Below are 13,164 nucleotides of genomic sequence, written 5' to 3'. Positions count from 1 at the left end.
CTGGTTCGAGAACCGGTTCCCGACGGCCTTTGACGCCTACAAGGTGCACATGTCGGAGTACTACGCKCCGAAGAACTTCAACTTCTGGTACATCTTCGGCTCGCTSGCGMTGSTSGTSCTSGTGATCCAGATCGTGACCGGCATCTTCCTSGTSATGCACTACAAGCCSGACGCSAACCWGGCGTTCGCRTCGGTCGAGTACATCATGCGCGAYGTGCCCTGGGGCTGGCTGATCCGCTACATGCACTCCACGGGCGCCTCGGCGTTCTTTGTGGTGGTGTACCTGCACATGTTCCGTGGCCTCATCTACGGCAGCTACCGCAAGCCGCGCGAGCTGGTCTGGATCTTCGGTTGCGCGATCTTCCTGTGTCTGATGGCCGAAGCCTTCATGGGTTACCTGCTGCCCTGGGGMCAGATGWSCTACTGGGGCGCCCAGGTGATCGTGAACCTGTTCGCKGCCATCCCSTTCATYGGYCCTGAYCTSGCSCTGCTGATCCGYGGCGACTAYGTGGTGRGCGAYGCSACGCTGAAYCGCTTCTTCAGCTTCCACGTGATYGCCGTGCCCCTGGTGCTGCTGGGCCTTGTGGTGGCACACTTGCTGGCGCTGCACGACGTGGGCTCCAACAACCCCGATGGTGTGGAAATCAAGGGCCCCAAGGCTCCCAAGGATGCCAATGGCAAGCCGCTCGATGGCGTGCCCTTCCACCCCTACTACACGGTGYATGACATCTTCGCGCTGAGCATGTTCCTGATGGCATTCACGGCCGTGGTGTTCTTTGCTCCTGAGTTCGGTGGTTACTTCCTCGAATACAACAACTTCATCCCTGCCGATCCGCTCAAGACCCCTGCACACATTGCTCCGGTCTGGTACTTCACGCCGTTCTATTCGATGCTGCGTGCCATTACCACCGAGATGATGTATGTACTCGTTCTGTGCGTGGTCGCGGGTGCGGGCTTTGGGGTGCTCAAGGCCAAGCTGCCCAGCTTCGTGAAGGCTGGTATCGCCGGTGCGGCCGTGGTGGTCATCGCCATGATGCTGTCCATCGATGCCAAGTTCTGGGGTGTGGTGGTGATGGGTGGTGCTGTGATCATCCTGTTCTTCCTGCCCTGGCTGGATCACAGCCCTGTCAAGTCGATCCGCTACCGCCCTGACTGGCACAAGTACCTTTACGGCGTGTTTGTGATCATCTTCCTGATCTTGGGCTACCTGGGTGTTCAGCCACCATCGCCGATCGGCGAGCGTGTGTCGCAAGTCGGAACGCTGTTCTACTTCGGCTTCTTCCTGCTGATGCCCTGGTGGAGCCGCATCGGTGAAACCAAGCCCGTGCCTGACCGCGTGACCTTTGTGGCGCACTGAGCCTGGAGATAACAACAATGAAGAAAATCATCCTCACGTTGATCGCCGCTGTGGGTCTGGTCGCCGGTGCTGCCCATGCGGCGGGTGGCGACACCATTGCCTGGGACAAGGCGCCCAACAAGACCAACGACCTGGCCTCGCTGCAAAACGGTGCCAAGGTGTTCGTGAACTACTGCCTGAGCTGCCACTCGGCGGCCTACATGCGGTTCAATCGCCTGCGCGACATCGGCCTGACCGAGCAGCAGATCAAGGACAACCTSCTGTTCRCSACCGACAAGGTSGGYGARACCATGAAGGCGTCGATCGATCCCAAGCAGGCCAAGGAATGGTTTGGTGCCAATCCGCCCGACCTCACCGTGATTGCACGCTCACGTGCAGGCCACGGCGGCACGGGKGCTGACTAYCTGTACACCTWCCTGCGCACCTWCTAYCGCGACGACACCAAGGCCACCGGCTGGAACAACCTGGCTTTCCCCAGCGTCGGTATGCCCCATGTTCTGTGGCAGTTGCAGGGCGAACGTCGTCCCGTGTTTGAAGAACACGAGAGCCACGGCCACAAGACCCATGTCTTCAAGGGCTGGGAGCAGATCACGCCTGGCACGATGACGCCTTTGCAATTCGATCAGAATATTGGTGATCTGGTGAACTATCTGCAGTGGATGGGCGAGCCCGCGCAGAACACCCGTTGGCGCGTGGGCGTCTGGGTGCTGATGTTCCTGGGCGTGTTCACGATCATTGCCTGGCGCTTGAACGCTGCGTTCTGGAAGGACGTCAAGTAAACGCCAGATCCATCGCTAGCACCCTGCGGGGTGCCGTCGGATTTATTACAGAGTGGGCGCTTTTGGCGTCCCACTCTTTTGATTTTTAGGAGCCTCCCACCATGATGGTGCTTTACTCGGGTACGACCTGTCCCTTCTCCCACCGCTGCCGTTTTGTCCTGTTTGAAAAAGGCATGGACTTTGAAATCCGCGATGTGGACCTGTACAACAAGCCCGAAGACATCAGCGTAATGAACCCGTACGGCCAGGTGCCGATCCTGGTCGAGCGCGACCTGATCCTGTATGAGTCGAACATCATCAATGAGTACATCGACGAACGCTTCCCGCACCCGCAACTGATGCCTGGTGACCCGGTGGACCGCGCCCGCGTGCGCCTGTTCCTGCTCAACTTCGAGAAGGAATTGTTCGTGCATGTGAACACGCTCGAATCGCGTGCGACCAAGGGCAATGAGAAAGCGTTGGAAAAGGCGCGCGCCCACATCCGTGACCGCCTGACGCAGCTGGCCCCGGTGTTCCTCAAGAACAAGTACATGCTGGGCGACAAYTTCTCGATGCTSGACGTGGCSATYGCGCCGCTGCTSTGGCGCCTSGACTACTACGGCATYGAYCTSTSCAAGAAYGCGGCSCCGCTSCTCAAGTACGCYGAGCGCATCTTCTCGCGCCCGGCYTACATTGAAGCGCTGACGCCGTCCGAAAAGGTCATGCGCAAGTAAGCAGCGGCCTGCAGACTTCCCTCTTTCCATAGCAGCTGTAGTACCGCCATCCATGACCGCACAGGAATCGACCTCCACGCGCCCCTATCTCATTCGCGCCCTGTACGAATGGTGTACCGACAACGGGCTCACGCCTTACGTGGCGGTGCGTGTGGACGACTCCGTGCAGGTGCCGCGCGAGTATGTGAAGGATGGCGAGATCGTTCTGAACATCAGTTTTGATGCGACCAGCGCGCTGCAACTGGGCAATGAATTCATTGAGTTCAAGGCGCGTTTTGGTGGCAAGCCCCGCGAAATCCTGGTGCCGGTCGGGCGTGTGATCGCCATCTATGCCCGTGAGAACGGGCAAGGTATGGCGTTCCCGCCACCGGTGGATCTGTTGACTTCTGCGGAGGGGGCTCCCTCTGCACTGTCTGCTGCTGCGTCCCCCGCGCCGGTGCAAACGGAAGAGGCGACGGCTGCCGTGCCTGCCGAAGACCGTGTCGTGCAGCTGGTGGGTGTGGAAGATGGCCACAAGGATGATGGGGGCGACGCTCCTCGGCCGCCGCCTGCTCAAGGTGGAGCACGCCCCTCGCTGAAGCGCATCAAATAGCTGCTGTTTCAAATTTCGGGCGGTTTTTACAGGATAAAATACTGCCTTCGCCGGTTTAGCTCAGTTGGTAGAGCACCCGCCTTGTAAGCGGTAGGTCGTCAGTTCGATTCCGACAACCGGCACCATTTCTCTTGCTTTTTGCATTCCCTGGCACTGACGCCCCGGCCGTCAGGTTTGAACTTTCAGGCGAATCGCGTTAACCTCCCACCCCCGACTGCGCAGATGCGCCTGCAAAGCAGGCAGCAGTTGGCGTATTTTTGCCGCCGCAGCGTTGCTCTTGACCAGCAGGCACCAGCTGTCCCCGTCAATGGGGCCTGCCTGCACCGCTGGGCGCAACGCGGCGGGAATCAGCAATTCAATGGCCTTGAGCCGATCACTGGAGTCGCGTGTCAGCGCTGTAAGCTTTGCCAGCGTGGGGGATTCCTCGCTGGCTTGCTGCAGGGTGACGGCGTAGTGGCGGCGATTCATGGTGTGGCGTCTTCGGGCGTGGAGTATTGGCAGTGCATTTGATTATCACGGACGCCAGACTGGCGCGCAGCCGGGCCATTCATTTGTCTGGCACGCGCTTGGTCCTGGCGGGGCTTGCTGTGTCGCTGTGCCTGATGGTGGTGGCTGCAGGGCTCTACCACTGGGTTTTTCTGAAAGGGGCGCGTGAAGGGTGGCCTATCGTGGGCTCGCTGGTGCGCCTTGTGGTCAAGGATGAGTTTGCCGAGCGTGACCGATTCATGCGCGCCAATCTCGATGCCATGGCCCGGCGTGTGGGTGAAATGCAAGCGCGCATGGTGCAGCTGGAGTCCCTCGGAGACCGTGTGCTGGGCTTGGCAGGCATGGCGCCTGCTGACATTCAGAAAGCGGATGCCCGCGGCGGCGCCCTCGTGAGCGCGCGCAACCTGTCCATGGAAGAGCTGCAAACCACCCTGGATGATCTGGAGCGCCTGACCAACCAGCGTGTGGATCTGATGACGGTGCTGGAGTCCCGTCTGTTTGACCAGCACATCCGCAAGAAGATGATTCCGACCCATGCGCCCGTCACGGGGCGTGTCGCAGGGTCGGGTTTTGGCTGGCGGGTCGATCCCATTACGGGGCAGTCGGCCTTGCACACCGGGCTGGATTTCCAGGCCGACACCGGCACACCCATCCTGGCGGCCGCCGGAGGCGTGGTTGTTACCCAGGAGTACCACCCCGCCTACGGCAACATGATCGAGGTAGACCATGGCAACCAGCTGGTGACGCGCTATGCCCATGCCTCGCGCGTCTTGATCAAGCAGGGCGACATCGTGCGCCGCGGGCAAAAGATTGCGGAGATCGGTACCACCGGCCGCTCGACGGGGCCGCATCTGCACTTTGAGGTGCTGGTGCAGGGGGTTTTCCAGGACCCACAGAAGTTCCTGAATGCGGGCGGTACGGCCACTGGCGCACAGGTAGCCGCCATTCAGCCCTCCACGTTGGCAGGACAGCCGGCCGCGCCGGCACCGGGCAGGTAAAATCGCGGGTCCGGCGTTCTCTGCCCGCAGTTGCAATGCTTGCAATATCGGTCGCAGGACCCATCTGAACTCAATTCATCTTAGGGATTTCGGTCGCTTGGCGCGCTGATTGCAGCGGGGCAGGCGGTCCTGTTCGCATGGCCACCAACTTCCTCACCAAAATATTCGGCAGCCGCAATGACCGGCTCCTCAAGCAGTACCGCAAGACGGTGACCCGCATCAATGCGATGGAGCCCGATTACGAGAAGCTGTCGGACGAGCAGCTCCGGGCCAAGACGCAGGAGTTCAAGGACCGTGTGGCCAAGGGCGAGTCGCTGGACAGCATCCTCCCCGAAGCCTTTGCCGTGGTGCGCGAGGGCTCCAAGCGCATCATGAAGATGCGGCACTTTGATGTGCAGCTGCTCGGTGGCATGGCGCTGCATTTTGGCAAGATCGCCGAAATGCGCACYGGCGAGGGCAAGACCCTSACGGCCACGCTGCCGGTGTACCTCAATGCCCTCTCGGGCAAGGGTGTGCACGTGGTSACGGTGAAYGACYACCTSGCCAACCGCGATGCGCAGTGGATGGGSCGCCTGTACAACTTCCTGGGCCTCACGGTGGGTATCAACCTGCCCAACATGCCCCGTGAAGAAAAGCAGGCTGCGTACCGTGCCGACATCACCTACGGCACCAACAACGAATACGGCTTTGACTACCTGCGTGACAACATGGTCTATGAAGCGCAGGACCGTGTGCAGCAGGGCCTGAACTTTGCCATCGTGGACGAGGTGGACTCGATCCTGATCGACGAAGCCCGCACGCCGCTCATCATCAGTGGCCAGGCAGAAGACCACACGGCGATGTACATCGCCATGAACAAGGTGGTGCCCTTGCTGGTGCGTCAGGAAGGCGAGGCAGACCCTCGTACGGGCGAGGGCGTGACCAAGCCCGGCGACTTCACGCTGGACGAAAAAACCCACCAGGTGTTTCTGACCGAGCAAGGCCACGAAACTGCCGAACGCATTCTGGCGTCCCACGGCCTGATCGCCGAAGGCGCSTCGSTSTACGACCCGGCCAACATCACGCTGATGCACCACCTGTATGCAGCGCTGCGGGCCAATCACTTGTACCACCGCGAYCAGCACTACGTGGTGCARMASGGCGARRTCGTSATCGTSGACGARTTCACCGGCCGCCTGATGWCGGGCCGCCGCTGGAGYGAMGGYCTGCACCAGGCCGTGGAAGCCAAGGAAGGTGTGAACATCCAGGCCGAGAACCAGACACTGGCCTCCATCACGTTCCAGAACTATTTCCGYCTSTACAACAAGCTCGCCGGCATGACGGGTACSGCCGAKACCGAAGCCTACGAGTTCCAGGAAATCTATGGCCTGGAAACCACGGTCATCCCACCCAACCGGCCCAGCAAGCGCGACGACCAGCTGGACCGCGTCTACAAGACCACGCGCGAGAAGTACGAAGCCGCCATCAAGGACATTCGCGAATGCCATGAGCGCGGCCAGCCGGTGCTGGTGGGTACGACGTCGATCGAGAACTCCGAAATCATCGACCAGCTGCTGAACAAGGAAGGCCTGCCCCACCAGGTGCTCAATGCCAAGCAGCACGCGCGTGAGGCCGACATCGTGGCCCAGGCCGGTCGCGAGGGCATGATCACCATCGCCACCAACATGGCCGGCCGTGGTACCGACATCGTGCTGGGCGGCAATATCGAGAAGGATGTGGCGGCCATCGAAGCCGACGAATCCCTGTCCGAGTCCGACCGTGCCGCCAAGGTGGCCGCGCTGCGTGAGCAGTGGAAGGTGGACCACGAGAAGGTCAAGGCGCTGGGCGGCCTGCGCATCATCGCCACCGAGCGCCATGAGTCGCGCCGCATCGACAACCAGCTGCGTGGCCGCTCCGGCCGCCAGGGCGACCCAGGTTCGTCGCGGTTCTATCTGAGCCTGGACGATTCGCTCATGCGCATCTTCGCGGGTGACCGCGTGAAGGCGATCATGGACCGCCTGAAGATGCCCGATGGCGAAGCCATTGAAGCGGGCATCGTGACGCGCAGCATCGAGTCGGCCCAGCGTAAGGTGGAGGCCCGCAACTTCGACATCCGCAAGCAGTTGCTGGAGTACGACGATGTGGCCAACGATCAGCGCAAGGTGATCTACCAGCAGCGCAACGACATCCTGGACGCGTCTGACCTGTCGGATGTGATTGCGGCCATGCGCGAAGACTGCATGACCGATCTGGTGCGCCAGTACGTGCCTGCCGAATCGGTGGAAGAGCAGTGGGATCTGGCCGCGCTGGAAAAGGCGCTCGCAGAAGAATGGCAGGTGTCGATCGCGCTGCAGCAGGAAGTGCAGGGCGCCAATGCGATCACCGACGACGAAATCCTGGACAAGGTCTTGCAGGCAGCGCACGCTGCCTTCAATGCCAAGGTCGAGCAGGTGGGCCGTGAGAACTTCACGCAGTTTGAGCGTGTGGTGCTGCTGCAGAATTTTGACTCCAACTGGCGCGATCACCTGAGCGCACTTGACTACCTGCGCCAGGGCATCCATCTGCGCGGCTATGCGCAAAAGCAGCCCAAGCAGGAGTACAAGCGCGAGGCCTTCGAGCTGTTCCGCCAGCTCATCGACCAGGTCAAGAACGAGGTCACCAAGATCCTCATGACCGTGCAGGTGCAGTCGCAGGCGCAGCTCGACCAGGCCGCGCAGGACATGGAGCAGCGCGCCGAGAGCATTGCCAACGTGACCTATACCGCGCCCACCGAAACCGGCGAAGTGGAAACCACGGTGGATGCACAGACCGTGGCCCAGCAAGCGCTGCCCGAAGGTATGCGTGTGGGCCGCAACGACCCCTGCCCCTGTGGCAGCGGCAAGAAATACAAGCAGTGCCACGGCAAGCTGGCTTGATTTCCTGATCCAGACAACACGGGCTTCGGCCCGTGTTTTCATTGGCGCGCCACGGTTTTCCGGATAATCGGCCGCAGTTTTTTGAGAAAGACCTTCATGCCCGTCAATCTAGTCGCCCCCGTTGCTGCCGATCTGCACCCCATCGCCGGTGTGCGCATCGGTGTTGCCGAAGCTGGTGTCCGCAAGGCCCACCGCAAGGACCTCACCGTGTTCCTGCTGGACGAGGGCGCCAGCGTGGCGGGCGTGTTCACGCAGAACCGCTTTTGCGCAGCGCCGGTGCAGATCAGCCGCGAGCATTTGAGCAGCGGCCAGCCCGTTCGCGCCATGGTCATCAACACGGGCAACGCCAATGCGGGTACGGGGGCTGACGGCCTGGCGCGTGCGCGTGCCACCTGCATTGCCCTGGCGCGCCAACTGAGCGTGGCGCCCGAGCAGATCCTGCCGTTCTCGACCGGCGTGATCATGGAGCCGCTGCCCAACGACCGCATCGAAGCGGGACTGCCCGCCGCCATCGCCGATGCGCAGCCCAGCCACTGGGCCCGTGCCGCCGAGGGCATCATGACCACCGACACACTGCCCAAGGCGTTCTCTGCGCAGGTGCAGATCGGTGGCGCCACAGTGTCCATCACGGGCATCAGCAAGGGCGCGGGCATGATCCGCCCCAACATGGCCACCATGCTGGGCTTCCTGGCCACGGACGCCTGCGTGGCGCCCGCCGTCATGCAGCAACTGGCGCGTGATCTGGCTGACGGCTCTTTCAATCGCGTCACCATTGACGGCGACACATCGACCAACGATTCCTTCGTGGTCGTTGCCACCAACAAGGCAGCACATGCGCCCGTGACCTCGCTCGACAGCGCGGACGGCCAGGCCCTCAAGGCTGCGATGCTCTCGGTGTCACAAAAGCTGGCGCAGGCGATCGTGCGGGACGGCGAGGGGGCGACCAAGTTCATCACAGTGCGGGTCGAAGGCGGCAAGACTGGCGACGAGTGCCGCAAGGTGGCCTATGCCATTGCCCATTCGCCGTTGGTCAAGACGGCCTTTTTTGCCAGCGACCCCAACCTGGGCCGCATCCTGGCGGCCGTGGGCTACGCTGGCATTGACGACCTGGACCAGACCGGCATCGACCTGTACCTGGACGATGTGCATGTGGCGCTGCAAGGGGGGCGCAATCCTGCCTATCGCGAAGAAGACGGCCAGCGGGTGATGAAGCAGAGCGAGATCACCGTGAGGGTGCTACTCGGGCGCGGTACCGCAGCGGACACGGTGTGGACCTGCGACTTCAGCCACGAGTACGTGACGATCAACGCCGACTACCGCTCGTGAGCTGGGTTTGCTATCTTTGTGATAGCTGTTGAGGCATATTCCACTAGCGCATGTCGCCACAATGAACGAAAAATTTGAACGCTTGGTCGAGCGTGCCGAGCAGCTCATCGCCCGCATCGAGTCGGTGCTGCCCCAGCCGCTGGGAGCACCCGACTGGTCCGCATCCATTGCCTGGCGCTACCGCAAGCGCAGCAGTGGGCATGGCACGCTGGAACCCGTGCGCCACGTGGGGGCGATGCGGCTGGCAGACCTCAAGGAAATCGATCCGCAAAAAGAAAAGATCGAGCGCAATACGCAGCAGTTTGTGCAGGGCAAGCCCGCCAACAACGTGCTGCTGACGGGTGCGCGCGGTACTGGCAAGTCGTCGCTGATCAAGGCCTGCTTGAACGCTTACGCAGCCGAAGGCCTGCGCCTGATTGAAGTGGACAAGGCCGACCTGACCGACCTGCCGGACATCGTGGACGTAGTGTCTGACCGGCCCGAGAAATTCATCGTCTTCTGTGATGACCTGAGTTTTGAGGACGGCGAGCCAGGCTACAAGGCGCTCAAGTCGATCCTGGACGGCTCGGTGGCGGCCGCCACGCCGAACGTGCTGATCTATGCCACCAGCAACCGGCGCCACCTGCTGCCGGAATACATGGCCGACAACCTCACGTACACCCACACCGAAGACGGCGAGGTGCACCCGGGCGAGGTGGTGGAGGAGAAGATTTCGCTGTCGGAGCGTTTTGGCCTGTGGGTCAGCTTCTACCCGTTCAGCCAGCAGGAGTATCTGACCATCGTGGCGCAGTGGTTGTCGTCGTTCGGTGTGCCCGCACAGGCCATTGAGGAGGCGCGGCCTGAGGCCCTGGTCTGGGCGCTGGAGCGTGGCTCGCGCAGTGGCCGTGTGGCGTACCAGTTTGCGCGTGACTATGCGGGGCGACATGGCGGCTGAACATCTCGCTCCAGACGGCGCCCCGGCCACTGCCGAACGCAAACACACCGAAGTGGCCGTGGGCATCCTGCTGCGCGCAGACGGCGCGATGCTGCTATCCACCCGCCCGCCGGGCAAGCCCTACGCGGGGTACTGGGAGTTTCCGGGTGGCAAGCTGGAGGCGGGCGAGACCGTGGAGCAGGCGCTGCGCCGCGAACTGATCGAGGAGCTGGGCGTGACCATCGGCCCGGCCAGCGTCTGGAAAGTGACCGAACATGATTACCCCCACGCACTGGTGCGGCTGCACTGGTGCAAGGTCTGGGAGTGGACTGGCGAATTCGAGATGCGTGAAGGCCAAGCCATGGCCTGGCAGCAAATGCCGATCACGGTGTCCCCGGTGCTGCCCGGTGCCTATCCGGTGTTGCAATGGCTGGCTGAGGAGCGGGGTCTGCAGTCCGCGGTGGAGTGAGACTCCCGCCTGTGTGGGACTGATTTGCTATTGAATTAGTAGCTCCTCAGGCATGCAGCACTAGCGCTACCGCTGGTTTTTGGCGAAATCGCTCTTGAATGGCGCCTATGACCTTGGTCAATGCTGCTGGCGCGGGTCGCCATGGGGGGCGTCGTCTGGCGGCGCTTCGGTGGGCATGCGAAAGCTTTCGCTGGCCCATGCGCCAAGGTCTATCTGCTTGCAGCGCTCGCTGCAAAACGGACGGTATACATTCGCGGCGCTATACACGCTATCTCCGCCGCAGCTGGGGCAGGTGACGATGCGCGCCTGCGAGGAAGGGGCTGGTGAGTGGGGCATCCTGGGGTGATCCTCTTGCTCAAGTCGGCCCGCCCGATCTTTAGCGGGCTTTGGCGCGATTCAGTCTCTGGGCTAGGGCTGGCTAAGGCCTACGCGCACAGGGTCAGTTCAAACGCCGCATCTTCGTTGCAGGCGTGCAGGCGTCCATCGCCTTCCAGCCGCATGAGTCGCACCGAGACAATCAGACGGTTGCCACTGATTTCCGGTATCAGGTTCAGCGCTGGGTCGATGCGAAGCCGCAGCAGCTGGAAGGTGCGGCCCTGGGGCAGGTTCTGCTGAAACTGTCCGCGTTCTGCAGCGACCTTTTGGGGCACGCCTGAATCGCGCAGCAGCTTGAGCAGCACATAGATCGACTCGGCGAGGGGCGCCAACGTGGAGGCCCATTCCTCCAGGGCCTGCTGACGCACCGCCGGGGGGTGGTGTTGCCACGCGTAATAGGCTGGCAGGTCAAAGCCACAGGTCCCACCCGGAATGCCGATGCGGCTGCGGATGCTCATCAGCCAGTCGTTTTCCGTCAGTGCATGGCCCGACTTGCCGCTTTGGGTGTTGAGTGCCACGAAGCACCGGTCCAACTGACTGATCACCGCGTCCAGTGCGGCTTCAGAAATGGAGGGGTTGCCTCGGTACGTGTCGAGCTGGTGCTTGTGCTTTTCGATGTCCTTGAGCACATCCGACTTCAGATCGGCCCGGGCGGCCACATCCATGATCTCGAAAATCGTCACCAAGGCGAAATGGTGATCCAGCGCGTGAGGCCGGGGGATCAACTCCCCCAAGCGGCGGAACAGCTGCTCCAGCCGCAGATAGGTTCTGAGACGCTCGTTAAAGGGGTATTCGTAAAGGATCACGCTGGCGGGTTCCTGGAGGCTCAGGGAGTATTCTGACGCCGGTGGCGCACGGCATGGGGTGAAAGCACAAACGGTTTCGTACGCATCATAGCCCGAACAGTGTGGCCACTTGCCGCACCTCAGCCTGTAACTGCTCCAGTGAGCAACGTGCTTCGTTGGCAATCACCACATCGGCCACCGCCCTGCGCGCTGGGCGCGTAGCTTGTGAGGCAATGATGCCTTGCACGGCTTCGGCAGACAGACCGCTGCGCTGCATGACTCGCGCGATCTGGGTCTGCTCTGTGCAGTCCACCACGACCACGGCGTCGAGTTGGCGTGCCCACCGCCCGGATTCCGTCAGCAGCGGGATGTCGTGCACGATCCATCGGCAGCCAGACTGTATGGCCTGTTGAATCCGTTGCTGGCTTTGCAAGGCCACCAAGGGGTGCACGATGGCCTCCAGCTGGCTGCGCGCCTGCGGTTGGCTGAAGGCCAGTTGCCGCATGCGCGCACGATCCAGCGCACCCGATGCATCAACATATGCTTCACCAAAAGTAGTTCGAATGGCAGGCATGGCCACACCGCCCGGCCCAGTCACCTCCCTGGAGATCTGGTCGGCGTCGATGAGGCTTGCACCCAAGGACGCCATCATCTGGCCTACGGTGCTCTTGCCGCTACCGATGCCGCCGGTTAGACCCAGGCGCAAGGGCTGTCGGTGGGTTGCCATGAGAGTTCGTCAGAGCCCCAGAAGACCGAGCACTGTACCCAAAATGGCGTTGGGGCCGAACACCATCGCGGTGAGCCCTGCACCCACCAGGAAGGGGCCGAACGGAATGTAGCCACCCTCGCGCAAGCTGCTGAAAATCTTCATTGCGATCCCGATGATGGCGCCAATCACCGAAGACATCAAAATGATCGGCACCAGCGCCTGCCAGCCAAACCATGCGCCCAATGCGGCAAACAACTTGAAGTCGCCGTAGCCCATGCCTTCTTTGCCTGTCGCCAATTTGAAGCCCCAGTAGACCAGCCAGAGCGACAGGTATCCTGCCGCAGCGCCCACGACGGAAGCAAACAACGGTACGTTCGTCCATTGCAGGGCAGACGCCAGCAACCCTGCCCAGAGCAAAGGCAAGGTGATGTCATCGGGCAAAAGCGTGGTGTCCCAGTCAATGAACGCCAGAGCAATCAGGGCCGCCGAAAAGCCGCACCATGCCAACCCCGCAGGCGTCGCGCCCCAGCGGTGGATACAGAAAAAGAACAGCGCTCCCGTTGCCAGTTCGACCGTCGGGTAGCGAGGGCTGATGCGTGTTTTGCAGGACGAGCACCGTCCGCGCAAAAGCAGATAACTTAAGACAGGAATGTTTTCATGCCACCGCACTACATGCCCACAAGCCGGGCAGCGGGACCGAGGTGTCATGAGGTTAAAGGTGGGCTGCGTATCCTCGGGCAGCTCTTTGCCCTGGTTGGATGCCTCGAC

At 61.8% G+C, this 13,164-nt stretch carries 14 protein-coding genes and 1 tRNA gene; 10 read left to right on the top strand and 5 right to left on the bottom strand.

Annotated features, from left to right (window positions below):
* The 5 genes from AC04MI_RS18760 to AC04MI_RS18740 all read left to right on the top strand — a co-directional run.
* A partial coding sequence (locus AC04MI_RS18760) for a cytochrome b (RefSeq protein WP_476498394.1) occupies positions 1-1,357 on the top strand: 1,357 nt, incomplete at its 5' end.
* 17 nt (positions 1,358-1,374) lie between these two features.
* The gene (locus AC04MI_RS18755) at positions 1,375-2,136 is read left to right on the top strand and encodes a cytochrome c1 (protein ID WP_476498393.1); all 762 of its coding nucleotides are present in this window, start codon (positions 1,375-1,377) and stop codon (positions 2,134-2,136) included.
* 101 nt (positions 2,137-2,237) lie between these two features.
* A complete protein-coding gene (locus AC04MI_RS18750) occupies positions 2,238-2,849 on the top strand; it encodes a glutathione S-transferase N-terminal domain-containing protein (RefSeq protein ID WP_476498392.1) in 612 nt (203 codons plus the stop codon).
* A 52-nt stretch (positions 2,850-2,901) separates the two neighbouring features.
* Positions 2,902-3,441: a ClpXP protease specificity-enhancing factor gene (locus AC04MI_RS18745; RefSeq protein ID WP_108498320.1), complete on the top strand. Its 540-nt coding sequence runs from the start codon at positions 2,902-2,904 to the stop codon at positions 3,439-3,441.
* A 49-nt stretch (positions 3,442-3,490) separates the two neighbouring features.
* Positions 3,491-3,566, top strand: a tRNA-Thr gene (locus AC04MI_RS18740).
* Positions 3,567-3,609: 43 nt separating this feature from the next.
* Here AC04MI_RS18740 and AC04MI_RS18735 read toward each other — a convergent pair.
* Entirely contained in the window at positions 3,610-3,909 is a 300-nt protein-coding gene (locus AC04MI_RS18735; RefSeq protein ID WP_056060290.1) for a hypothetical protein, read from the bottom strand.
* A gap of 32 nt (positions 3,910-3,941) precedes the next feature.
* Between AC04MI_RS18735 and AC04MI_RS18730 the strand changes: the two genes are divergently transcribed.
* The 5 genes from AC04MI_RS18730 to AC04MI_RS18710 all read left to right on the top strand — a co-directional run bounded on the left by AC04MI_RS18730 (position 3,942) and on the right by AC04MI_RS18710 (position 10,527).
* Entirely contained in the window at positions 3,942-4,925 is a 984-nt protein-coding gene (locus AC04MI_RS18730; RefSeq protein WP_108498321.1) for a M23 family metallopeptidase, read from the top strand.
* 137 nt (positions 4,926-5,062) lie between these two features.
* Positions 5,063-7,819, top strand: a complete 2,757-nt coding sequence (gene secA, locus AC04MI_RS18725) for a preprotein translocase subunit SecA (RefSeq protein ID WP_476498391.1) — start codon at positions 5,063-5,065, stop codon at positions 7,817-7,819.
* Between the two features lie 96 nt (positions 7,820-7,915).
* Entirely contained in the window at positions 7,916-9,145 is a 1,230-nt protein-coding gene (gene argJ, locus AC04MI_RS18720; protein WP_436075702.1) for a bifunctional glutamate N-acetyltransferase/amino-acid acetyltransferase ArgJ, read from the top strand.
* Between the two features lie 61 nt (positions 9,146-9,206).
* Positions 9,207-10,079 (top strand): ATP-binding protein, encoded by an 873-nt coding sequence (locus AC04MI_RS18715; RefSeq protein ID WP_056060299.1) that lies wholly within the window; start codon positions 9,207-9,209, stop codon positions 10,077-10,079.
* Complete coding sequence (locus AC04MI_RS18710) at positions 10,069-10,527, top strand: NUDIX domain-containing protein (protein WP_436079244.1); 459 nt, start codon at positions 10,069-10,071, stop codon at positions 10,525-10,527. Before AC04MI_RS18715 ends, AC04MI_RS18710 begins: the two co-directional genes overlap by 11 nt.
* A gap of 117 nt (positions 10,528-10,644) precedes the next feature.
* On the opposite strand, the gene AC04MI_RS18705 is transcribed toward AC04MI_RS18710, so the two are convergent.
* The 4 genes from AC04MI_RS18705 to AC04MI_RS18690 all read right to left on the bottom strand — a co-directional run bounded on the left by AC04MI_RS18705 (position 10,645) and on the right by AC04MI_RS18690 (position 13,137).
* Positions 10,645-10,863 (bottom strand): DNA gyrase inhibitor YacG, encoded by a 219-nt coding sequence (locus AC04MI_RS18705; protein ID WP_082522383.1) that lies wholly within the window; start codon positions 10,861-10,863, stop codon positions 10,645-10,647.
* Between the two features lie 89 nt (positions 10,864-10,952).
* Positions 10,953-11,708 carry a cell division protein ZapD gene (zapD, locus tag AC04MI_RS18700; RefSeq protein ID WP_056060302.1) on the bottom strand — a complete coding sequence of 252 codons (756 nt, stop codon included), beginning with the start codon at positions 11,706-11,708 and terminating at the stop codon, positions 10,953-10,955.
* Positions 11,709-11,793: 85 nt separating this feature from the next.
* Positions 11,794-12,414 (bottom strand): dephospho-CoA kinase, encoded by a 621-nt coding sequence (gene coaE / locus AC04MI_RS18695; protein ID WP_436079245.1) that lies wholly within the window; start codon positions 12,412-12,414, stop codon positions 11,794-11,796.
* A 9-nt stretch (positions 12,415-12,423) separates the two neighbouring features.
* Positions 12,424-13,137, bottom strand: a complete 714-nt coding sequence (locus AC04MI_RS18690) for a prepilin peptidase (RefSeq protein WP_476498395.1) — start codon at positions 13,135-13,137, stop codon at positions 12,424-12,426.
* Between the last annotated feature and the right edge of the window lie 27 nt (positions 13,138-13,164).

The organism is Acidovorax sp. LjRoot204 (genome assembly GCF_056175785.1).
Note: the sequence above shows the minus strand (reverse complement) of the source record. Positions and strands in the feature narration are given on the sequence as shown.

Excerpts from the sequence above, each read along its gene's own strand:
- AC04MI_RS18745 (WP_108498320.1), top strand. The coding sequence starts at position 2,902 with ATGACCGCACAGGAATCGACCTCCACGCGCCCCTATCTCATTCGCGCC.
- AC04MI_RS18735 (WP_056060290.1), bottom strand. The coding sequence starts at position 3,909 with ATGAATCGCCGCCACTACGCCGTCACCCTGCAGCAAGCCAGCGAGGAA.
- argJ (WP_436075702.1), top strand. The coding sequence starts at position 7,916 with ATGCCCGTCAATCTAGTCGCCCCCGTTGCTGCCGATCTGCACCCCATC.
- AC04MI_RS18715 (WP_056060299.1), top strand. The coding sequence starts at position 9,207 with ATGAACGAAAAATTTGAACGCTTGGTCGAGCGTGCCGAGCAGCTCATC.
- AC04MI_RS18710 (WP_436079244.1), top strand. The coding sequence starts at position 10,069 with ATGGCGGCTGAACATCTCGCTCCAGACGGCGCCCCGGCCACTGCCGAA.
- AC04MI_RS18705 (WP_082522383.1), bottom strand. The coding sequence starts at position 10,863 with ATGCCCCACTCACCAGCCCCTTCCTCGCAGGCGCGCATCGTCACCTGC.
- coaE (WP_436079245.1), bottom strand. The coding sequence starts at position 12,414 with ATGGCAACCCACCGACAGCCCTTGCGCCTGGGTCTAACCGGCGGCATC.